The sequence below is a fragment of the Mycobacterium sp. VKM Ac-1816D genome (assembly GCF_000416385.1).
Taxonomy (GTDB): domain Bacteria; phylum Actinomycetota; class Actinomycetes; order Mycobacteriales; family Mycobacteriaceae; genus Mycobacterium; species Mycobacterium neoaurum_A.
Genome location: NZ_AOHQ01000145.1, coordinates 1 through 21,819, shown reverse-complemented (window position 1 = coordinate 21,819; position 21,819 = coordinate 1). Strand labels below are relative to the sequence as shown.

Sequence of the window (21,819 nt, the reverse complement as noted above, 5' to 3'; positions counted from 1 at the left end):
AGAAACGTGCCCCGCCCGGGCGCACCGGAAAGGCGGGCAGATGCATTTCGCGATGACGGCGACAGGACGCAGGCGTCTGCGGTGGGTCCCGGCTGCGGCACTGACGCTGGGCGTGGCGCTGATCGTCAGCGCATGCTCAGAACCGGTGCAGGGCAGTGCGGTGTCGGTGTTCGCCGACCCGTTCCGGGTGGCGGGGATGCCTGCCACCGACGGGCCCACCGGGTTGCGCGATGACGCCACCGAACCCACCCGCCAGGTCAACAACACCGACGGCGGTGACATCGATATGCTCGCCGCCAGTTCGATCAGCGATATCGAACAGTTCTGGGAGCAGACCTACGGCGAGACGTTCGACGGCGAGTTCACCCCGGTGTCCGAGATCCTTTCCTGGGATTCAGACGGTTTCGACGGCGCGTTCTGCGGTGAGGACACCTACAACCTCGTCAATGCCGCGTACTGCGACGACGATCGCACCATCGGCTGGGACCGCGGGGTCCTGTTGCCCGCACTGCGCAGCGCCAACGGCGATATGGCCGTCACGATGGTGTTGGCCCATGAGTACGGGCACGCGATCCAGGCCCAGGCGGGCATCGTCGCCGACGACACCCCGACGCTGGTCTCCGAACAGCAGGCCGATTGCCTTGCCGGCGTGTACATGCGGTGGGTCGCCGAGGACAACTCACCTCGTTTCACACTGTCCACCGGCGACGGTCTGAACAGCCTGATGAGCACGATGATCGGCTTCCGCGATCCGCTGATGACCGTCGACGACTCCGATGCCGGTGAGGACGAACACGGTTCGGCGTTCGAACGGGTCTCAGCATTCCAGTTCGGGTTCACCGACGGCGCCGGTTCCTGCGCGGCGATGGATCCGGCCGAGATCAAGCAACGCCGGGGTGACCTTCCGGTTCTGCTCCCCGAAGATCAATCCGGCGAGCTGCAGATCACCGCCGATTCGGTGCGTTCGGTCTTCGACGCGATGAACATCCTGTTCGATCCCGCCGAGCATCCGATCCTCACCTTCGACCGGCCCGATTGCCCGGATGCCGATTCCGATGCGCCGGCGACCTTCTGCCCGGCGACCAACACCATCTCCGTGGATCTGCCCGCCATGGAGGTGTTGGGCGCCCCGTCCGAAGATGAGGACGCCGGGCTGGCCACCGGCGACAACACCGCGTACTCCGTGCTGATCTCGCGGTACATGCAGTCGGTTCAGCAGCAACACGGTGGGGTGGCGCTGAACACCGCGCAGGCGGCGTTGCGCACCGCCTGCCTGACCGGGGTCGCCACGGCCAAACTCGTCAAGGAGGTCAACACCCCCGACGGCGACACGATTGCGCTCACCGCCGGCGATGTCGACGAGGCGGTATCGGGAATCCTGCTCAACGGACTGGTTGCCAGCGACGTCAACGGTGAGTCGGTGCCGTCCGGGTTCTCCCGTATCGACGCGTTCCGGGTCGGGGTGCTCGGTGATACCGAACGCTGTTTCAAACGATTCGCCTAGACCGGCTGGCGCGTAACGGGTCTGGGGGTCGAGGGTGCGCCGATCAGCTCAGCGGGATCCGCAGCACGCTGCCCTGCTCGAGTGCCACCCACAGGGCGGTTCCGGCCGGTCCACGGTCCTCGATCGCCAGTCCGTGCGGTTCACTGCCCGCAGGCAGGTCGATGGTGTCGTACTCACCGTCGGCATCGACCCTCGCGATCTGGTCGGCACCCCACAGGCTGACCCACACTCCGCCGGTGGGGTCGGCGACCACCGCATGGGGTTTCCCGGGCAGGTCGAGTTCCTGGATCGCCTCGTCGGTCGGGATCCGGCCGATCTTGTCGGCCAGGATCTCGGTGAACCACACCGCGTCGTCGTGGGTTGCGGTGATGCCGACCGGACCGGCGGCGCGGGTGGGCAGTTCGCGGACGGTGAGTTCGCCCGCAAGGTCGAGCCTGCCGACGGCGCTGCGCTGATTCATGGTGAACCACAGCGCGCCGTCGGGCCCGGCGGTGATCATCGCCGGCATCCCACCGACCGGATGCTCGTCGATCCGCCCGTCGGCCGGATCGAGCCTGCCGATCGTGCCGGACGTCATCGTGGTGAACCACAGCGCCCGGTCGGGTCCGACGCACAGCCCGAAAGGCGCACTGCCCGAGCCGAGTTCGACGGCGCTCTGGGTCCCGTCCGTCGCGATCCGGCCGATGCGGTCATCACCGCCGCGGGTGAACCACATCGCTCCGTCGGGTCCGGCCACGATGATCTGAGGCCTGCTGTCGGGCGCGATGTCGAACACGGTGAGCTCACCCTCGGAGGTGACTCTGGCGATCTGGCCGGTGTGGGCACATGTCACCCACATCGCCCCGTCGGGTCCCGCCGCCAACGCATAGGGCCCACCGGGGACCGCGACCTCAAGGATCTTGCTCATGCCAGCGTGACGAGTCCCAGTTCGTTGGTCCCGGCCAGTAACCGGTGCTGCGGCAGCACCCGCACCGTGTAGCCGACCGGCCCGGCCACCGGCAGCGGCGTGGTGGTCGAGAAGACCTGCCGTCCGCCGTCGGCACCGCCGGTGTGCGCCATCGCCACGGTGACCGGGTCGCGCAGGTTGTCACTGCCGTCGACGCGTCCCAGAACCGCCTGCACCGCAACCTCGTTCGGCTGCAGACCAGCCAGGTCCACGGTCGCGGTCAGGGTCAGTTCGCTGCCGAGCAGCGGGGTGTCGGGCAACCCGTAGCTGTCGACATCGGTGATCTGGATATGCGGCCACTGCTGCTGCACCCGGGTTCGGTAGGCGGCCAGCTGCCGGGCTGCCCCGAAGGGCACGTCCTCGCTATCGGGTTCCAGGGTGGCGCGCAGTGATTTCGCCGCGGGCGCGTAGTACTTCTCGGTGTAATCACGCACCATCCGGGACGCCAGCACCTTGGGCCCGAGCGCCTGCAGGGTGTGGCGCACCATCTCGACCCAGCGCACCGGCACACCGTGCTGGTCGCGTTCGTAGAACCGCGGCGTCACCGAACTCTCCAGCAGGTCGTAGAGGGCCCCTGCCTCGATATCGTCGCGGCGGGTCTCATCGGCCAGTCCGTCCGCGGTGGGGATCTCCCAACCGTTCTCGCCGTCGTACCACTCATCCCACCACCCGTCGCGGACCGACAGGTTCAGCCCGCCGTTGAGCGCACTCTTCATGCCGGACGTGCCGCAGGCCTCCAGCGGGCGCAGCGGATTGTTCAGCCACACATCGCAACCCCAGTACAGCAGCCGGGCCATCGACATGTCGTAGTCGGGCAGGAAGGCGATCCGGTGGCGCACCTCGTGGCGGTCGGCGAAGCGCACGATCTGTTGGATCAACGACTTGCCGCCGTCATCGGCGGGGTGGGATTTGCCCGCGACGATCAGCTGGACGGGTCGGTCGGCGTCGAGCAGCAACCGTTCCAGGCGCTGCGGATCGCGCAGCATCAGGGTCAGCCGCTTGTAGGTGGGCACCCGTCGGGCAAATCCGACGGTCAGCACCTCCGGATCGAATGCCGAAGCGATCCAACCCAGTTCGGCCTCCGACGCGCCGCGCTCCAGCCACGATCGGCGCAGCCGGGCCCGAACGTCGTCGATCAACTGTGAGCGCAATTGCGAACGGATCCACCACAGGTGTCCGGGATCCACCTGCTGTAGCCGCTGCCAGGTTTCGGCCTCGCTGAGCGACCCCAGGTCCTCCCCGATGAGTTCGCGCGCCAGGTCCACCCACTGCGGCGCCGCCCACGTCGGCGCATGGACACCGTTGGTGATGGAGCCGATCGGCACCTCGGCCGGGTCGAAACCGGGCCACAACCCGCTGAACATCTCCCGGCTGACCTCGCCGTGCAACAGGGAGACGCCATTGGCGCGCTGAGCCAACCGCAGGCCCATGTGGGCCATGTTGAACTTCTCCGGATCCTCCTCGGCACCGAAGGCGATCACCCGCTCCAGCGGAACACCGGGAAGCAACCGCGAGTTCAGGTCCACCCCGCCGAAGTAGCGGCGCACCATCTCCACCGGGAACCGGTCGATACCGGCCGGGACGGGCGTGTGGGTGGTGAACACCGTGGAGGACCGCACCACCGTCAGCGCGGTTTCGAAGTCCAGCCCCGCCTCGATCAATTCCCTGATGCGCTCGACCCCGAGGAACCCGGCATGCCCCTCGTTCATGTGGAACACCTCGGGCGCCGGCAGCCCCTCCACCTCGGTGTAGGCCCGGATCGCGCGGACGCCGCCGATACCGGCGAGCAATTCCTGTTTGATCCGATGTTCCTGATCACCGCCGTACAGGCGGTCGGTGACCCCCCGCAGATCATGCTCGTTCTCGCCGATATCGGAATCGAGCAGCAGCAGCGGTACCCGGCCCACCTGGGCGATGAGCACCTGGGCGTACAACCGGGCGCCATCGGGCATCGCCAGGTCGATCAGCACCGGCTGCCCGGCGTGGTCGGTCAGCAGCCGCAGCGGCAGGCCTTGGGGATCCAACGACGGATAGTTCTCGTGCTGCCAGCCATCGGCGGTCAGCGACTGCCGGAAGTACCCGGACCGGTAGTACAGGCCGACCGCGATCAACGGAAGGCCCAGGTCCGATGCGGACTTGAGATGGTCACCGGCCAGGATGCCCAGGCCGCCGGAATAGTTGGGCAGCACCTCGGCGACGCCGAACTCCATCGAGAAATAGGCGATCCCGTTGGGGAACTCCCGACCGTCGGCAACCTGATTCTGGTACCACATCGGCTGGCTCAGATAGTTGTCCAGATCGTCGGCGCAGGCGTCCACCTGTCGGGTGAAACCCTCCTCTGCGGCCAGTTCGTCCAGCCGCTGCGGGTTGACCTCGCCGAGCAGTGCCACCGGGTCGGCACCGACCCGCTCCCACAATGCCGGGTCGATCTCGGCGAACAACTTCTGCGTCGGCGTGTGCCAGGACCATCTCAGATTGACCGACAACCGCTCCAGTGCCGAAAGCCGCTGCGGAAGGTGGGCTCGGACGGTGAATCGTCTCAGGGCTTTCACGTCGATTCACCTTACTGACAATCGGCCCGGTGGCAGGCAGCTTGGCCGTGCGGCGCCGCTTCACCGGACGCCCCGGAGTTTCGCCATCACGCGCAGCGATGTGTTCCTGACACTAGGTTGGGTACCCAGGGGTCGGTAACGAGCACGTCGAGTCAGATAGCGGATCGAGACGGATCGCGGTCACCGAGACGGTCGGCGGCGATCAGTGAGGAGTTGGTGGGTGACCGGTCGGATCGAGATCGACGATGTCGCGCCCGTACTGTCCGGTGGCCGGTTTCCCGCGAAGGCGGTGGTCGGAGAGGTCGTGCCGATCAAGGCGACCGTCTGGCGCGAGGGACACGATGCGGTGGCCGCGACACTGGTGGTGCGTTATCACGGCACCGCATATCCGCGTTTGGTCGACGACCCGCCCGGCACCGCTGCGGAGCCGCCCGCACCGGTGACACCGCCGCGGATCAAGCCGTTGATGCTGCCGATGAGCCCCGGCCGAACGCCCGATGTGCTGCACGGCCAGTTCACCCCCGACCAGGTCGGGATGTGGACCTTCCGCGTCGACGGCTGGGGAGATCCCATCGCGACGTGGCGCAAGGGCATCATCGCCAAGCTCGACGCGGGTCAGGGTGAAGCGGAGCTCTCCAACGATCTGATCGTCGGCGCCCAACTGCTCGAACGTGCCGCCGCCGGAATGCCGCGTGAGCACCGCCAGCCGCTGTTCGACGCCGCCGGTGCGCTGCGCCGGCCGGGTGATCCGTTCGTTCGGGCCGGAGCGGCACTGTCCCCCGGCATCGCGGATCTGCTACATCGTTTTCCGCTGCGCGAGTTGCTGACCCGCGGTCAGCAATACGGTATCTGGGTGGACCGGCCGCTGGCCCGGTTCGGCTCCTGGTACGAGTTGTTCCCGCGGTCCACCGGCGGCTGGGACGACGCGGGCAGGCCGGTGCACGGCACGTTCGCCACCGCCGCCGGCGAGTTGCCGCGGGTGGCCGGGATGGGATTCGACGTCGTCTACCTCCCGCCGATCCACCCGATCGGCACAGTGCACCGCAAGGGACGCAACAACACCGTCACCGCAACCGAGGGGGATGTCGGTTCGCCGTGGGCGATCGGCAGCAGCGCCGGCGGTCACGACGCCGTGCATCCCGGCCTGGGCACCATCTCCGATTTCGACGAGTTCGTCGGTGCGGCAAGGGATCAGGGCCTGGAGGTGGCGCTGGACCTGGCGCTGCAGTGCGCACCTGATCACCCGTGGGCCCAGGCTCATCCGGAATGGTTCACGGTCTTGCCCGACGGCACCATCGCCTATGCCGAGAACCCGCCCAAGAAGTACCAGGACATCTACCCGCTGAACTTCGACAACGATCCGGCCGGGTTGTACGCCGAGGTGCTGCGCGTGGTCCGCTACTGGGTGTCCCACGGGGTGAAGATCTTCCGTGTCGACAACCCGCACACCAAGCCACCGAACTTCTGGGCCTGGTTGATCGGCAAGGTCAAGAACGACGATCCCGACGTGTTGTTCCTCGCCGAGGCCTTCACCCGGCCCGCGCGATTGTTCGGTCTGGCCAAATTGGGCTTCACCCAGTCCTATTCGTACTTCACCTGGCGGACCGCCAAGTGGGAGTTGGTCGAGTACGGCCAGGAGATCGCCGAGTACGCCGATATCGCGCGGCCCAACCTGTTCGTCAACACCCCCGACATCCTGCATGAGAGCCTGCAGCACGGCGGCCCCGGCATGTTCGCCATCCGGGCGGTGCTGGCCTCGACGTTCAGTTCGGTGTGGGGGGTCTACTCGGGCTACGAGCTCTACGAACACCAAGCGGTCCGCGAGGGCAGCGAGGAGTACCTGGACTCGGAGAAGTACGAGTTGCGGCCCCGCGATTACGGGGCGGCGCTGGCGTCCGGTAACTCGCTTGAGCCGTTCCTGGCCCGGCTCAACGAGATCCGTCGGCTGCATCCGGCGCTACAGCAGTTGCGGACCATCGCGTTCCACCATGTCGACAACGACGCGCTGCTGGCCTACAGCAAGTTCGATCCGGTCACCGGAGATTGTGTACTGGTAGTCGTGACCCTCAACCCGTTCGGGCCGGAGGCCGGCACCGTGTGGTTAGACATGGCCGCGCTGGGTATGGAGGCCTACGACCGGTTCTGGGTGCGCGACGAGATCACCGGCGAGGAGTACCACTGGGGACAGAGCAACTATGTCCGCCTGGAACCCGGCCGCGCCGTCGCGCATGTGCTGAACATGCCGTTGATACCGCAGGACGCCCGACTGAACCTGCTGCGTAGGGAGTGAGAACACCGTGACCCGAACCAATCCCGTCTCCGACAGCCATCTGCGGCCGTCCGATACGGACCTCGGCCGGCTCGTCGCCGGAGAGCATCACGATCCGCATTCCGTCCTCGGTGCCCACGAGTACGACGATCACACGGTCATCCGGGTGCTGCGTCCGCATGCCGAATCGGTGACCGCACTCATCGGCGGACAGCGTTATCCGCTGACCCACCTCGACGCCGGCCTGTTCGCGGTGGCGCTGCCCATCACCAAGCTGATCGACTACCGCCTTGAGGTGCAATACCCCGATGCGCCTGCGCTGACCGTCGCCGACGCATACCGCTTCCTGCCGACGCTGGGCGAGATGGACCTGCACCTGTTCGCCGAGGGGCGTCATGAGCGGCTGTGGGAGGCGCTCGGTGCACACCCGCGGACCTACGAGACCCCCGACGGACCTGTCGAGGGTGTGTCGTTTGCCGTCTGGGCGCCAAATGCCAAGGGCGTGAGCCTGATCGGCGAGTTCAACCTCTGGGGCGGCAACGAGGCGCCACTGCGCAGCCTGGGCTCCTCCGGGGTGTGGGAGGTCTTCTGGCCCGGCTTTCCCGCCGACGGTCTCTACAAGTTCCGGGTGCACGGGGCCGACGGATCGGTCGTCGACCGGGCCGACCCGATGGCATTCGCCGCCGAGGTGCCGCCGCAGACCGCGTCCCAGGTGACGGTCAGTGAGTACGACTGGGCCGATCAGGACTGGATGTCCCAGCGGGCAATGCAGAACCCCGTGTTCGAGCCGATGAGCACCCTGGAGGTGCACCTGCCGTCCTGGCGGCCGGGCCTGAGCTATCGGGAGCTCGCGGTCGAACTCGTCGACTACGTCGTCGAACGGGGTTTCACCCATGTCGAGATGCTGCCGGTGGCCGCGCACCCCTTCGGTGGGTCCTGGGGCTACCAGGTCACCTCGTACTACGCCCCGATGCCCAAGCTCGGCACCCCGGATGACCTCCGGTATCTGATCGACACGCTGCACCAGAACGGCATCGGCGTCATCGTCGACTGGGTTCCCGCGCACTTCCCCAAGGACGCCTGGGCGCTGGGCCGATTCGACGGCACCCCGCTCTACGAGCACTCCGATCCCCGCCGCGGCGAGCAACTCGACTGGGGCACCTACGTTTTCGACTTCGGGCGCGCCGAGGTGCGCAATTTCCTGGTGGCCAACGCGCTGTACTGGCTGCAGGAGTTCCATGTCGACGGTCTGCGGGTCGACGCGGTGGCCTCGATGCTCTACCTGGACTACTCGCGTCCGGCGGACGGCTGGACCCCCAACATCTATGGCGGACGCGAGAACCTCGAGGCCGTGCAGTTCCTGCAGGAGATGAACGCCACCGTGCACAAGGTCTCCCCCGGCATCGTCACCATCGCCGAGGAGTCCACCTCGTGGCCCGGTGTCACCCGACCGACCAACCTTGGCGGCCTGGGCTTTTCGATGAAGTGGAACATGGGCTGGATGAACGACACGCTGGAGTTCATCAAGCGTGACCCGATCCACCGCAGTTACCACCACCACGAGATCACGTTCTCGATGCTCTACGCCTTCAGCGAGAACTATGTGCTGCCCATCAGCCACGACGAGGTGGTGCACGGCAAGGGCACGCTGTGGGGACGGATGCCCGGCAACGACCACAACAAGGCGGCCGGGCTGCGCAGCCTGCTGGCCTATCAATGGGCACACCCCGGTAAGCAGCTGCTGTTCATGGGCCAGGAATTCGGCCAGCGCGCCGAGTGGTCCGAGGAACGCGGGGTCGACTGGTATCAGTTGTCGGAGAACAGCTTCTCCACCGGCATTTCCCAGCTCGTGACCGATATCAATGCGCTCTACCGCGAGCGCCGGGCGCTGTGGTCGCGCGACACGGTGCCCGAGGGCTACTCCTGGATCGACGCCAACGACTCGGCCAACAACGTGCTGAGCTTCCTGCGCTTCGGCGACGACGGCTCGATGCTGGCATGCGTGTTCAACTTCTCCGGTAACGAGCATGGGCAGTACCGGCTGGGCCTGCCGAAGGCGGGCACCTGGCGCGAGGTGCTCAACACCGATGCCACGGTCTACCACGGTTCCGGGATCGGCAACCTGGGTGCGGTCGAGGCGACCGATGAGCCCTGGCATGGCCGGCCCGCCTCGGCGGTGATGGCGCTGCCTCCGCTGTCGGCGCTGTGGTTCGAACCCGTGTCCTGACCTCCCGGCCTGCCTTCCCCCGCGAGCAGACGGGTGTACCCCCTACTTCCGAAGAAATAGGGGGTACACCCGTCTGCTCGGCGCGCTAGTAGAGCGCGTTGGCCAGCTTGCGGCGAGCGTCGATCACCTCGGGATCCGCTGCGTCGAAAAGGTCGAACAGCTCGATGAGCCGGGTGCGGGCGGCCGTGCGCTCATCACCGGCGGTGCGTTTGATCAGTGCGATCAGGCGGTCGAACGCCGCGGTGACGTTCTGCTGCAGGATCTCGACATCGGCAGCGGCGAACGCGGCCTCGACGTCACCGGGCGCGGCATCGGCCAGGGCAGGCGAGTCGGGTGCGCGGGTGGTGGCGCGCTGCAGGAAGGTGATCTGGCGGACGGCCCCGGCGGCCTCCGGGTCCTGTGGCTTGGCGGCGAGGATGTCCTGGTAGGCAGCCAAGGCGGCGTCGAACTCGCCGGCGTCGAGGTACGCGCGCGCCTGCTCCAGGGCCGGATCCACCTCCTCGGCCTGTTCGGGCACCCCGCTGAGCTTTCCGGCGACGGCACTGAGCAGGGAATCGATCCACTGGCGCAGTTGGTCGGCAGGCTGCGGCCCCTGGAAGCTCGAGATCGGTTGGCCGCCGGCCAATGCCACGACCGTCGGCACGGCCTGCACGCCGAACATCTGCGCCACCCGCGGGGTGGTGTCGACGTTGACCGTCGCCAGCGACCACGTGCCCGCATCGGCCTGGGCCAACGCTGCCAGGGTGTCGGCGAGCTGCACGCTGGTATCGCTGCGCGGTGTCCACAGCAGCACCACCACCGGGATCTCACCGGAGCGGACCAGCACCTCGGCTTCCAGGTTGGCCTCGGTCACCTCGACCGCGCCGGCCGGGGCGCCTGCGGCATCCTCGCGGCCCGGCGGGGGCGCCTTGAGTGCGGACAGATCGAATGCGCCGGCGAGCGCCGGTCCGATATTGGGGCGAGGTCGTGTCACGTCCCCAATTTTGTCACGCCGCCGAACGAGGCGTGACTGCGCTATCGGTGAGCTCGGTGGGACCGCTGACGCTGCCATCGAGGCGACCCAGCTTGTCGGCCCAGATGACGAAGATCACACTACCCAGCGGCACGATCGAGCCCAGCAACGCCAGCGCCCAGGTGATGACGTTCCACTTCCGGTTGATCCCGACCAGCACAGCCGCCGCGACGAACGCCACGAAGATGCCGCCATGGATGGGCCCGAAGACCTTCACGCCGACCTCGGTGGTCGTCCCGGCCAGGTACTTGAAGTACATCCCGACCAGCAGGCCCGCCCAGCTGAGCGCTTCGGCGACGGCGACGATCCGGAACAGGCCCGCAGCGCTGCGGACGTCATACTTGTTTGCCATGCCGGCCATTCTGCCCGACCGGCACGCCAGCTACTACGTAGCGTCGTTGATCATGCTGAGGGCATTCTCAGCGGTCAGGGCCTCCGCAGCACCAAGGCGTCACCCTGGCCACCGGCGCCACAGAGCGCCGCCACGGCGTAGCCGGAGCCCTTGCGGGCGAGTTCGAGCGCGGCGTGCAGCGTGATCCGCGCCCCCGACGCACCGATCGGGTGACCGATCGCGATGGCCCCGCCGTTAACGTTCACCTTGGCCGGATCGATGCCCAGTTCCTTGGTGGACGCCAGCGAGACCGCGGCGAAGGCCTCGTTGATCTCCACGACATCGAGCTGATCGACGGTGATGCCTTCCCGCGCGATGGCCTTCTTGATGGCGTTGGCGGGCTGGCTCTGCAGCGTCGAGTCCGGGCCGGCGACCACACCGTGCGCACCGATCTCCACCAGCCACTCCAGCCCGAGCTCCTCGGCCTTGGCCTTGCTCATCACGACCACCGCGGCCGCACCGTCGGAGATCTGGGAGGCGGATCCGGCGGTGATGGTGCCGTCCTTGCGGAAGGCCGGGCGCAGCCCGCCGAGGGACTCGGCGGTGGTGTTGGCCCGGATGCCCTCGTCCTCGGCGAACTCGATCGGGTCACCCTTGCGCTGCGGAATCTGCACCGGCACAACCTCGTCGGCGAAGACGCCGTCCTTCCACGCCGCGGCGGCCTTCTGGTGCGACTGGGCGGCGAGCTCATCCTGCTCGGCGCGGGTGAACTGGTCGACGTCGTTGCGCTGCTCGGTCAGCGCACCCATCGGCTGGTCGGTGAACACATCGTGCAGACCGTCGTAGGCCATGTGGTCGACCAGGGTGGTGTCGCCGTACTTGAAGCCCTCGCGGCTCTTGGGCAGCAGATGCGGAGCCTGGCTCATCGACTCCTGGCCGCCCGCGACGACGACCTCGAACTCACCGGCGCGGATCAGCTGATCGGCCAGCGCGATGGCATCGATACCCGACAGGCACATCTTGTTGATGGTCAGGGCGGGCACATCCCAGCCGATGCCGGCCGCAACGGCGGACTGACGGGCCGGCATCTGGCCGGCACCCGCGGTCAGCACCTGGCCCATGATCACGTAGTCGACGATCCCTGCATCGATACCGGCCTTCTCCAGCGCTCCCTTGATGGCGAAGGCGCCGAGGTCACTACCCGAGAAATCCTTGAGCGACCCCATGAGCTTGCCTACCGGGGTGCGTGCTCCGGCAACGATCACCGAGGTCGTCATGTCATCCTCCAAAGGGTTCTGCAATAGATGTATGTGGCCTATCCCACAGGCTTAAAAACCGCGGAATCAGGTTACCTTTACCCTATGACCACTGATCACGCCGATGCCCGTCCGGCGCTTGCGAGCGCACTGGTGACCGCCGTGGATCACGTCGGGATCGCCGTCCCGGATCTGGACGCGGCGGCCAAGTGGTACCACGACCACCTCGGCATGATCGTGCTGCACGAGGAGGTCAACGAGGAGCAGGGCGTGCGCGAGGCCATGCTGTCGGTCCGCGGCGCCCCCAAGGGCAGCGCACAGATCCAGTTGCTCGCCCCGCTGGACGAGAAGTCCACGATCGCCAAGTTCATCGATCGCAACGGCCCCGGACTGCAGCAGTTGGCCTACCGCACCAGCGATATCGAGGCGCTCTCCGAGCGGCTGCGCGCAGAAGGCATCCGCCTGCTCTACGACGCACCGCGGCGCGGCACCGCCGACTCCCGGATCAACTTCATCCACCCCAAGGACGCCGGTGGCGTCCTCATCGAATTGGTGGAGCCCAGCGCCACCGCCGATCACTAAGACCAGCGTCTGGTGGGGCCGCGGTTGGCCCGATTGGCCCAGCACGCCGTATGCCAGTGCCTGCGGTCGTCCACATCGTCGACCGGGATCGCCACCACATGCGCGGTACCCGGCCTGATCTCGTGATCGCAGCCCGGGCAACGGTAGGTCTTGTCGGCGCGCGAGGCCGGCACGGGGCGCACCTCATGGTCCGTGCCATCGGGGCCCACCTCGACCCGACGGGTCGCCACGGCGGGCGGCTGCCGGTCCGGATCGCGGCGGGACCGATTGCGGCGTCCCATTACGAGCAGCGCGCCATCAGAACAGCCGGAACTCGTCGCTGTCGAGCCCGCGCATCTTGTCGTAATCCAATATCACGCAGCGGATTCCACGATCCTCGGCCAGCGTGCGCGCCTGCGGCTTGATCTGCTGGGCGGCGAACACACCGCTCACCGGGGCGATCAGGGTGTCGCGGTTGAGCAGTTCCAGATATCGGGTCAGCTGTTCCACACCGTCGATCTCACCCCGACGTTTGATCTCGACGGCCACCGACCGGCCTGTCTCGTCCCGGCACATCAGATCCACCGGCCCGATCGCCGTCATGTACTCGCGGCGTACCAGGGTGAACCCGGCCCCCAACAGCTCGACGTGCTCGGCCAACAGCGCCTGCAGGTGTGCCTCGACACCGTCCTTGACCAGACCCGGATCCACGCCGAGTTCATGGCTGGAATCGTGCTCGATCTCCTCAAGGGTGATGCGCAGCTGCTCACCGGCCTTGTTTTCCACCACCCACAGCGCGGCGCCGGTGTCATCGGACCGTTCCTCGGTCCAGCACGGCGGGCTCATCCAGTTCAGCGGCTTGTAGGCACGGTCGTCGGCATGCACGCTGACCGAACCGTCGGCCTTGAACAACAGCAGCCGACGGGCCGACGGCAGATGGGCGGTGAGACGGCCGACGTAATCGACGGTGCACTGGGCGATGACGAGGCGCACCGAACCACCATAGATGCCTGCCGCAGTCACTAGGCTTGCGCCACGATGACGGCGAAGAAGAACCGTGCCCGGAAACTCGGCCAGGTGCTGGAAAAGGTCACCGAACAGAGCGGCCGGGTACCGGACACCCCGGAGTACGGCTCCTGGATCCTCGGCCGTGTCTCGGAGACCCAGCGCCGCCGGCGGGTGCGGATCCAGGCGATCCTCACCACCTTCGCTCTCGGCGCCAACCTCGTCGGCGTCGGCGTGGCCATCCTGGTCGTCACGGTGACCTTCCCGGTGCCCAGCGTGTTCGACGACGAGGTGCTGTGGATCACCTTCGCGGTCGCACCGGCCTACATCGTGCTGGCCTTCGTCGTCGGTGTCGTCTGGGCGACCAATCGGGTCATCAGGACCGTCCGGTGGGCCATCGAAGAGCGGGTGCCCACCGCCGAGGACCAGAGCAACACGTTCTTCGCCCCGTGGCGGCTGACCCGCGTGCTGCTCGCGCTGTGGGGTGGCGGCACAGTGCTGCTGACGCTGCTCTACGGGCTCCAGGACTCCAACTACGTGCCCAAGGTGCTGCTCGGCATCAGCTTCCCCGGCATCGTCGTCGCGGCCAGCTGCTATCTGTTCACCGAGTTCGCCCTGCGCCCGGTGGCCGCCCAGGCCCTCGAGGTCGGCCCACCGCCGCGCCGCTTCGCCCCGGGCATCATGGGCCGCACCCTGACCGTCTGGGCGCTCGGCTCCGGGGTACCGGTGCTCGGCATCCTGCTGGCCGCGATCATCACGCTCTCCATCCAGATCGTCTCGCCGACCCAGTTCGCCGTCGCGGTGATGATCCTGGCGTTGTTCGCGCTGGTGTTCGGCTTCATCCTGATGTGGATCCTGGCGTGGCTGACGGCGACGCCGGTCCGTGTGGTGCGCTCGGCGCTCAACCGCGTCGAGCGCGGTGATCTGGAGACCAATCTCGTGGTGTTCGATGCCACCGAGCTGGGACAGTTGCAGCGCGGATTCAACTCGATGGTCGGCGGGCTGCGCGAACGCGAACGGGTGCGCGATCTTTTCGGCAGACATGTGGGGCGCGAGGTCGCGCTGCTCGCCGAGAAGGAACGGCCCGAGCTCGGCGGCGAGGAACGCCATGCCGCAGTCATTTTCATCGACATCATCGGTTCGACACGGCTGGTTGCCAGCCGTCCCGCCGTCGAGGTCGTCGAGGTGCTCAACAGGTTCTTCGCGGTCGTCGTCGACGAGGTCGACAACCATCACGGGCTGGTGAACAAGTTCGAGGGTGATGCCGTGCTCGCGGTGTTCGGGGCGCCGGTGTCACTGGACAACGCCGAAGACGAAGCGCTCGCGGCTGCCCGCGCGATGGCCGACCGGCTGCGCTCGGAGGTACCCGAGGTGGATGCCGGTATCGGCGTGGCCGCCGGCCAGGTGGTGGCAGGCAACGTCGGCGCCAAGCAGAGATTCGAGTACACCGTGATCGGCGGGCCCGTCAACGAGGCCGCCCGACTGTGCGAGTACTCCAAGTCGGTGCCCGGGCATCTGGTTGCCTCCTCGGCCACCGTCGAGGGCGCCTCCGAACCAGAGCGTGCGCACTGGTCACTGGGCGAGCAGATCACCCTGCGCGGCATGGAGGAGCCGACCCGGCTGGCCACGCCGCACCAGCATTGCGACTAGCGGGACCGCAGTCCCGCGGTGGCGGCCTCGACGGCGTCCTCGACGGTGCGGAAACGGATCGCCTCGTACTCCGCGCGGATCGCCGCGTCGTCGGGAGCCACGATGCCATCGGGGTCGACGAGGTAGCTCAGCTTTCCCTGCGCCCGAAGCTCGGCACCCATCCCCGCGAAGATCCGACGGGCCGCGGAGTCGATATCGTCGATGCGCGAGACATCCAGGATGGCGACGTCGAGATCGCTGCACGCCCGCTCGATGGTGCGCACCACCTGTTCGGCCCCCGGGAACAACAGGTCACCGTGGGTCTCGAAAACCCGCACGCCAGGACACGGTTCATAGCTGGCCCGCATGGTGGCCCGCGAGTCACGCGACACCGTCAGGAAGTGCAGGCCCAGCTCCTCGGAAAGCCTGCGGCACAACATCATCGAGCGGACGCTGTTGCCCTTGGGGTCCAACAGCGGCGAATACGTCCCGATGCCGAGTTGGCCGGGCAGCACCGCGAGAACTCCACCGCCCACTCCGCTCTTGGCGGGCAGGCCCACCTCCGAGACCCAGTCCCCCGCCCCGTCATACATGCCACAGGTCACCATCACCGACAGCGTGCGCCGGACCACCGTCGCGTCGGTGACCCGCCGCCCGGTCAGCGGGTTCACCCCACTGCGGGCGAGGGTGGCCGCCATCCGGGCCAGGTCTACCGCGGTGACCTTCAGTGAGCACTGCCGGTAGTAGACATCCAGCACCTGGTCGGGATCGTCGTCGAGCACACCGAAACTGGCCAGCATGTAGGCGATCGCCCGGTTTCGGTTGCCGGTCGCCTTCTCCGAGGCGTAGACGTCATGGTCGAGTTCGAGGCGACGTCCGGCGAAGGCAGAATAGTAATCCTGGATCAGGGCGAAACGCTCGTCGGCCGAGTCGGCCGGCACCAGCGACACCGCGGCGATGGCGCCGGCGTTGATCATCGGGTTCTTCGGCCGCTTGGTGTCCGGGTCCACGCTGATCTGGTTGAACGCCTCACCCGAGGGTTCCACGCCGATCCTCGCGTCGACGGCCGCCGCCCCCGACCGATCCAGCGCCAATGCGTAGGTGAAGGGTTTCGATATCGACTGGATGGTGAATTCCCTTGCTGCATCACCGGATTGGTAGACATAGCCGTCGGCAGATGACAGTGCGAGACCGAAACCGGCCGGGTCCACCTGGGCGAGCTCGGGAATGTAGTCGGCCAGTTCGCCATCATCGACGGCCTGGTACTCGAGGCGGACGCGGTCGAGATAGTTCTGCACCAGGTGGGACACACCTGGATTCTAGGCGGGCGCGTCAGGCCTGCGGGTAGGGCGCGAAACGCAGGTCATATGCCGCTTTGCGGCCGGCCAACTGAGCCGCGCGTTCGCCGCCGGTGACCCACCTTGTGCCGGGCGGCATTTCGGCGGGCAGATCCTCCAACCGCACCAATCGCGCGTCCACCGAAGGCAGGATCGCCGCGTCGGGGTCCAGGTCCTGGAAGCGGATGGAGATCGTTCCCTGGTTCAGCCCACCGGTGGACACCCAGTTCGCCACGCCGGGATCGGTCGGCGACAGCACGAGGGTGTAGGTCGTCCCGTCCGCGTCGTCGGCGACGGCCTGCGCGTTGTTCAGGCTGGTCTGCACATTCCAGTAATCGTCGGTGACGGTCCAGTCATCGGTGACCGGGACGACGAAATACCCTGCACCATCGGGCCGGACGGTGATAACCAGGGCTTGGTCATCGGCGAGTTGGAAGTACCCCGCGCTCTGCAATTGGGTCGCGAGGAACTCGGCGTTGCGGGCCGGATCCTTCAGGACATTGGGATCGATGCGCTCACCGGTACCCGGGTCGGTGGTGGCGACCCTCATGTAGGTTTCTTCCCGCTGCACCCCCAGCAACATGATCACCGCAGCGATGGTCCCGCGCAGCAGGGTGGGCACGTACGGGAGGGGCGGTATCAGCGACACCAGCGTCGTCAGCACGGGGTTTCGCACCACCGCGGGGCCGATGCCCGGGATGGCGAATCCTCCCAGTTGGCCGAACAGACTGTTCGGCGGCCCGCCGACCCGGGTGATCTCCAGACTCATCGGAGTCTGACGCGCCCAGTCCGACAGGGTGTTTCGGGTGGCGATGAGGGTGGTCTCGGCGGTCAACTGCAGATGGTTGGTGCGTCCGCCTGCCGGCGACGCATCGGCAGTGATGGTGAAGCTACCGTCGGGTTCGATCACCAGCTGGTCCTTGGTCAGTACCGCAGCGGTGTTGCCGGTCAGGCCGGTGAGCACGCTGAAGCTCGTGTCGGCAGGCAGGTTGTCCAGGTCGGCGAACGTTCCACGGATGACATAGGACGAGGCCCCGTTGACGCCCATGAAGCGGTAGATCGTGTCGGGATTGTCGTACAGGATGCGCGATGCGCCGACGCTCTGGCCGTACCAGGTGTGCGGCGGCGCGACCTGCATGACCACCGTCGGTTCGGCGGAGTTCAGGAGTTGCTGCTGGAAGGCCGCACCCATGGCGTACGCGTCGACCGCGGCGTCCAGGCGGCGAAGGTTCTCCGGGTCGGGTCCATCGACACGGTCGAACTGGCGCTGCGCCGCGGAGTAGAAACCTGCCTTCAGGAACAGTCTTGCCAGCTGCACCGGAACCGATCCGGCGATGCGCTGGGCCAGCTGTTCGGCAGCCAGTTGTTGTGGTGTGCCCAGGGGGCTGGCCGCCGCGACCACCACCGTCTGTGGGGTCGAGCGATCGGTCATCTCCAGCACTCCCGCCGACGATTCCGACGACGCCGATCCGACCTCGCGCCGGGCCGCGCCGAGGGCCGTCAGGGCGGCCACATCGGCCGGCGACGGTCCTGGATCGGGCTCATCGTCGTCATAGTCGTCGTCGTCATAGTCGTCGGCGGGCTCGCGAAGATCGGCCGTGCGCACCGTGAGTGTGCGCGGCAGGCGCCCCGCAGACGTCCTTGCGGGCGCGGCATCGTCATCACCTGTGCCGGCAGCCGGTGCCGAATCCGAATCGGTATCGGTATCGCTCGCGGCATTTTCCAGCTCGGTGTCACGTGGACTCGCGTCCCCGGGATCCGCCTTACCGGACTCGGGCGCACCGTCAGCGTTGCCGGACGCGGTCGATTCACGTTCCGGTCGAGACTCGGTTTGGGTGCCACCGCCCCCGGATTCGGTGGTATCGGCCGCGGCAGTCCCCGCCGTACCGGCGATGGCCACCCCGACACCGAGGGCCACCGCGAGGGCGCCCACCCGCCCGATCAGTACCGCGTTACCGGGCATCGCCGCACCTCCGTGGCCTCAGACCTCGGTTATAGCAGCGGGCGGGCAGTCGGCGGGTCCAAAACCCTCAGCACGATCCGGATGGGCCAGAATGTGTCCATGCGGGTGGTCGTGGCGGCTCTGTTGGCGACGGCACTCGTCGCGTCGGCCTCGGGTTGCGCCCGCGGGCTTCCAGAGGTGGGAAAGATCGAACCCGCGCCCATGCACGCGCCGCCGACGGTGCTCTTGCCGCCCTCCTCGGCGACGTTCTCCCCGCCGCTGCCCCAGGAACCCGACGATCTGCGATCAGACCGCTGATTCGACCGCGAGTTCGCGACGGCTGCGCAACCGCTTCCAGATGAACCAGCCGACCGCCGCGCAGGCGGCACCGAGCACGATGTACTGCAGGGTGGCGGCGCAGGGGTCGATCAGATGCCAGTTGGCACCCAGCAGATAGCCCGCCAGCACGAACACCGAGTTCCAGATGAGGCTGCCCAATGCCGTCAGCATCGTGAAGACGGCGAAATTCATCCGCTCGATCCCCGCGGGGATCGAGATGAAGCTGCGGAACAACGGCAGCATGCGACCGAAGAACACCGCCTTGTGCCCGTGCTGTGCGAACCAGTCCCGGGTCTTGTCCACGTCCTGTGCGTCCATCAGCGGCATCCGTGCGACGATGCGACGGATCCGGTCATGCCCCAGCCAGGCGCCGAGGCCGTAGAGCATCCACGCTCCCAACACCGAGCCGAGGGTGGTCCAGAAGATCGCACCCACCAGGGACAGTTCACCGAGTCGGGCGGCGAATCCCGCCATCGGCAGGATGACCTCACTGGGAATCGGAGGGAACAGGTTCTCGACGAAGATTGCCAGGCCGGCGCCGGGACCGCCGAGTGCCTCCATCATGTCGACGGACCACCCGGCCACGCCGTCGAGTTCAATGGCCTCTTCGGGGGAGGTCATGGGTGTGCTGCTCCTTGGTCTGAGGCGATGGTGGCCGGTGGACTTCCGAACCGGTCCCGGCCGGCGGGCGGCGGTGACCGCGGCAACTGGGACCAGTCCAGTGTGCCGACGCGGCGCTGAGGAGGCGCTCAGGAACGGGTCCGATACCAGGACTGCCATGTCGCTTTTCCGCCAGTGCTGTCGGTGCCCAGGTGTAAGGCTGAAGGAGTGCACGAGGATTTCGACAGCTGCTATCGGGCAGTGCAGTCCAAGGACGCCCGGTTCGACGGCTGGTTCGTGACCGCGGTGCGTTCGACCGGCATCTACTGCCGCCCGAGTTGCCCCGCGCGCGCCCCGTTGGCCCGCAATCTGCAGTTCCATCCGACGGCGGCGGCCGCCCAGCGAGCCGGCTTCCGGGCCTGCAAGCGATGCCGCCCGGACGCCTCCCCGGGTTCGCCGGAATGGAATGTCCGCGGCGATGTGGTGGCCCGCGCTATGCGCCTGATCGCCGACGGCACCGTCGACCGCGCCGGGGTGACCGGGCTGGCCGAGCGGCTGGGTTACACGACCCGGCAGCTGGAGAGAATGCTGCTCGCCGAGGTGGGCGCCAGCCCGCTGGCACTGGCGCGAGCACAGCGAACCCAGACTGCCCGCGTCCTGATCGAGACCACCGACCTGCCGTTCAGCGATGTCGCCTTCGCCGCTGGGTTCAGCAGCATCCGGCAGTTCAACGACACGATCCGCGAGATCTGTGCACTGCCGCCCACCGCGCTACGCCGGCGAGCCCATGTGCGCGACACGGGCGACCGTGCCGGGAGCCAGACATTGTCGCTGCGGCTGCCGGTACGCGGACCATTCGCCTACGAGGGCCTGTTCGGCCACCTGGCCGCCAGCGGGGTGGCCGGTGTCGAGGAGGTACGCAACGGTGCCTATCGCCGCACCCTGCGGCTGCCCTCCGGCGCAGGCATCGTGGCGTTGACCCCGCACCCCGACCATGTGCAGTGCCGGCTGGTCGTCGATGATTTCCGCGACCTGTCCGCGGCGATCGCACGGTGTCGCCGCATGCTCGACCTGGACGCCGACCCGGCCGCCGTCGTGGACGCGCTGAGCGCAGACCCGTCGCTGGCCGCGGTGGTGGCCAAGGCACCGGGACAACGGATCCCTCGCACACCCGACGAAGAGGAGTTGGCCGTCCGCGTGGTGCTCGGCCAGCAGGTATCGGTGAAGGCTGCCCGTACGCACGCCGCACGTCTGGTGCACGCACACGGGACGCCGGTGACCGATCCGGCGGGTGGTCTCACCCACGTCTTCCCCACCACCGCCCAGCTGACGGAGATCGACTCCGAGTCTCTGGCGATGCCCATGTCCCGGCGCCGCACCCTGACGACGCTGATCGCGGCGATGGCCGACGGCTCGGTCGTCCTCGACAGCGGTGCCGACTGGAACCGCGCCCGAGCGCAGTTGACCGCGCTGCCAGGTATCGGCCCATGGACGACCGAGCTGATCGCCATGCGCGGACTCGGTGATCCCGACGCCTTCCCGGTGGCGGATCTGGGCATCAAACTCGCGGCCAGAGCACTGGGGCTGCCCGAGAAGCCGGATGCTCTGACAGCTTTCAGTTCCCGATGGCGCCCGTGGCGGGCCTACGCGACTCAACATCTGTGGACGACCCTGGATCATGCGGTGAATATGTGGCCCCCTCAGCAGGAGGAGAAGCGATGACAGTGATCCGCGCGCGCCAGATCGAGAGCCCGGTCGGACCGCTCACCCTGGCCGGCGTCGACGGGCGGCTTCGACACCTGCGGATGCAAGACCAGACCTATGAACCATCCAGGGAAGGATGGGAGGTCGACGACGACGCATTCGGAGATGCCGCCGAGCAGCTGGGTGCCTATTTCGCCGGCACATTGACCGAGTTCGATCTCGATCTCGACCTAGTGGGCACCGCTTTTCAGCGCCGCGTGTGGAACGCCTTGCTGACCATCCCCTATGGCCAGACCAGAACGTACGGTGAAATAGCGCGCCAGGTCGGTTCACCGACCGCATTCCGCGCCGTCGGATTGGCGAATGGGCACAATCCCATCGGCATCATCGTGCCGTGTCATCGCGTCATCGGCACGAATGGAAGTCTCACCGGCTATGGCGGCGGATTAGACCGGAAAAGGTCTCTACTCGATATGGAAAAGCGCCGAACAGAATTGTTCTTGTTCGACTGAATGGCATTCGAATTCGGAACGTATCCGAATGCACAAATGCCTCGGCCCTCCAATGTGTGTTGGAGGGCCGAGGTCAATGTGTGTTCGGCGGTG

18 protein-coding genes are annotated in these 21,819 nt (G+C 67.3%); 8 read left to right on the top strand and 10 right to left on the bottom strand.

Annotated features, from left to right (window positions below; all coding sequences use genetic code 11):
* Positions 1–52 precede the first annotated feature (52 nt).
* Positions 53–1,504: a neutral zinc metallopeptidase gene (locus tag G154_RS23775; protein WP_023986091.1), complete on the top strand. Its 1,452-nt coding sequence runs from the start codon at positions 53–55 to the stop codon at positions 1,502–1,504.
* 43 nt (positions 1,505–1,547) lie between these two features.
* Here G154_RS23775 and G154_RS23770 read toward each other — a convergent pair whose 3' ends face one another.
* Both G154_RS23770 and G154_RS23765 read right to left on the bottom strand, forming a co-directional pair.
* On the bottom strand, positions 1,548–2,411 hold the full coding sequence (locus G154_RS23770; protein ID WP_019511572.1) for a hypothetical protein: 864 nt from the start codon (positions 2,409–2,411) through the stop codon (positions 1,548–1,550).
* Positions 2,408–5,002, bottom strand: coding sequence for a glycosyltransferase family 1 protein (locus tag G154_RS23765; protein ID WP_019511571.1), 2,595 nt, complete (start codon positions 5,000–5,002; stop codon positions 2,408–2,410). Before G154_RS23765 ends, G154_RS23770 begins: the two co-directional genes overlap by 4 nt.
* A 220-nt stretch (positions 5,003–5,222) precedes the next feature.
* Here G154_RS23765 and G154_RS23760 point away from each other — a divergent pair, with 220 nt between their 5' ends.
* Together G154_RS23760 and glgB are read left to right on the top strand one after the other, a co-directional pair.
* Complete coding sequence (locus G154_RS23760; protein ID WP_019511570.1) at positions 5,223–7,292, top strand: alpha-1,4-glucan--maltose-1-phosphate maltosyltransferase; 2,070 nt, start codon at positions 5,223–5,225, stop codon at positions 7,290–7,292.
* A gap of 7 nt (positions 7,293–7,299) precedes the next feature.
* A complete protein-coding gene (gene glgB / locus G154_RS23755) occupies positions 7,300–9,498 on the top strand; it encodes a 1,4-alpha-glucan branching protein GlgB (RefSeq protein WP_019511569.1) in 2,199 nt (732 codons plus the stop codon).
* Positions 9,499–9,583: 85 nt separating this feature from the next.
* On the opposite strand, the gene G154_RS23750 is transcribed toward glgB, so the two are convergent.
* The 3 genes from G154_RS23750 to G154_RS23740 all read right to left on the bottom strand — a co-directional run bounded on the left by G154_RS23750 (position 9,584) and on the right by G154_RS23740 (position 12,118).
* Positions 9,584–10,471, bottom strand: a complete 888-nt coding sequence (locus G154_RS23750) for a tetratricopeptide repeat protein (protein WP_019511568.1) — start codon at positions 10,469–10,471, stop codon at positions 9,584–9,586.
* Between the two features lie 13 nt (positions 10,472–10,484).
* Positions 10,485–10,871, bottom strand: a complete 387-nt coding sequence (locus tag G154_RS23745) for a DUF3817 domain-containing protein (RefSeq protein WP_019511567.1) — start codon at positions 10,869–10,871, stop codon at positions 10,485–10,487.
* A gap of 65 nt (positions 10,872–10,936) precedes the next feature.
* Positions 10,937–12,118 (bottom strand): acetyl-CoA C-acetyltransferase, encoded by a 1,182-nt coding sequence (locus tag G154_RS23740; protein WP_019511566.1) that lies wholly within the window; start codon positions 12,116–12,118, stop codon positions 10,937–10,939.
* An 84-nt stretch (positions 12,119–12,202) separates the two neighbouring features.
* On the opposite strand from G154_RS23740, the gene mce reads away from it, so the two are divergent.
* Positions 12,203–12,679 carry a methylmalonyl-CoA epimerase gene (gene mce, locus G154_RS23735; protein WP_019511565.1) on the top strand — a complete coding sequence of 159 codons (477 nt, stop codon included), beginning with the start codon at positions 12,203–12,205 and terminating at the stop codon, positions 12,677–12,679.
* Here the strand turns inward: mce and G154_RS23730 are convergent.
* Both G154_RS23730 and nucS read right to left on the bottom strand, forming a co-directional pair.
* Positions 12,676–12,960 (bottom strand): hypothetical protein, encoded by a 285-nt coding sequence (locus tag G154_RS23730; RefSeq protein ID WP_019511564.1) that lies wholly within the window; start codon positions 12,958–12,960, stop codon positions 12,676–12,678. The genes mce and G154_RS23730 overlap by 4 nt on opposite strands.
* Positions 12,961–12,976: 16 nt before the next feature.
* Entirely contained in the window at positions 12,977–13,651 is a 675-nt protein-coding gene (gene nucS / locus G154_RS23725) for an endonuclease NucS (protein ID WP_023986092.1), read from the bottom strand.
* Positions 13,652–13,696: 45 nt separating this feature from the next.
* Here nucS and G154_RS23720 point away from each other — a divergent pair, with 45 nt between their 5' ends.
* Entirely contained in the window at positions 13,697–15,313 is a 1,617-nt protein-coding gene (locus G154_RS23720; RefSeq protein ID WP_019511562.1) for an adenylate/guanylate cyclase domain-containing protein, read from the top strand.
* On the opposite strand, the gene glsA is transcribed toward G154_RS23720, so the two are convergent.
* Both glsA and G154_RS23710 read right to left on the bottom strand, forming a co-directional pair.
* Positions 15,310–16,602 (bottom strand): glutaminase A, encoded by a 1,293-nt coding sequence (gene glsA, locus G154_RS23715; RefSeq protein WP_019511561.1) that lies wholly within the window; start codon positions 16,600–16,602, stop codon positions 15,310–15,312. The genes G154_RS23720 and glsA overlap by 4 nt on opposite strands.
* A 22-nt stretch (positions 16,603–16,624) precedes the next feature.
* Positions 16,625–18,592, bottom strand: coding sequence for a hypothetical protein (locus G154_RS23710; RefSeq protein WP_019511560.1), 1,968 nt, complete (start codon positions 18,590–18,592; stop codon positions 16,625–16,627).
* A gap of 99 nt (positions 18,593–18,691) precedes the next feature.
* Here G154_RS23710 and G154_RS23705 point away from each other — a divergent pair, with 99 nt between their 5' ends.
* Positions 18,692–18,889, top strand: coding sequence for a hypothetical protein (locus G154_RS23705; RefSeq protein WP_131701353.1), 198 nt, complete (start codon positions 18,692–18,694; stop codon positions 18,887–18,889).
* Here G154_RS23705 and G154_RS23700 read toward each other — a convergent pair.
* A complete protein-coding gene (locus tag G154_RS23700) occupies positions 18,878–19,531 on the bottom strand; it encodes a DedA family protein (RefSeq protein WP_019511558.1) in 654 nt (217 codons plus the stop codon). The two genes, G154_RS23705 and G154_RS23700, sit on opposite strands and share 12 nt — an antisense overlap.
* 207 nt (positions 19,532–19,738) lie before the next feature.
* Between G154_RS23700 and G154_RS23695 the strand changes: the two genes are divergently transcribed.
* Positions 19,739–21,232 (top strand): DNA-3-methyladenine glycosylase 2 family protein, encoded by a 1,494-nt coding sequence (locus G154_RS23695; protein ID WP_019511557.1) that lies wholly within the window; start codon positions 19,739–19,741, stop codon positions 21,230–21,232.
* Positions 21,229–21,726, top strand: coding sequence for a methylated-DNA--[protein]-cysteine S-methyltransferase (locus G154_RS23690; RefSeq protein ID WP_023986094.1), 498 nt, complete (start codon positions 21,229–21,231; stop codon positions 21,724–21,726). The genes G154_RS23695 and G154_RS23690 overlap by 4 nt, the downstream gene beginning before the upstream one ends.
* Positions 21,727–21,819 lie beyond the last annotated feature (93 nt).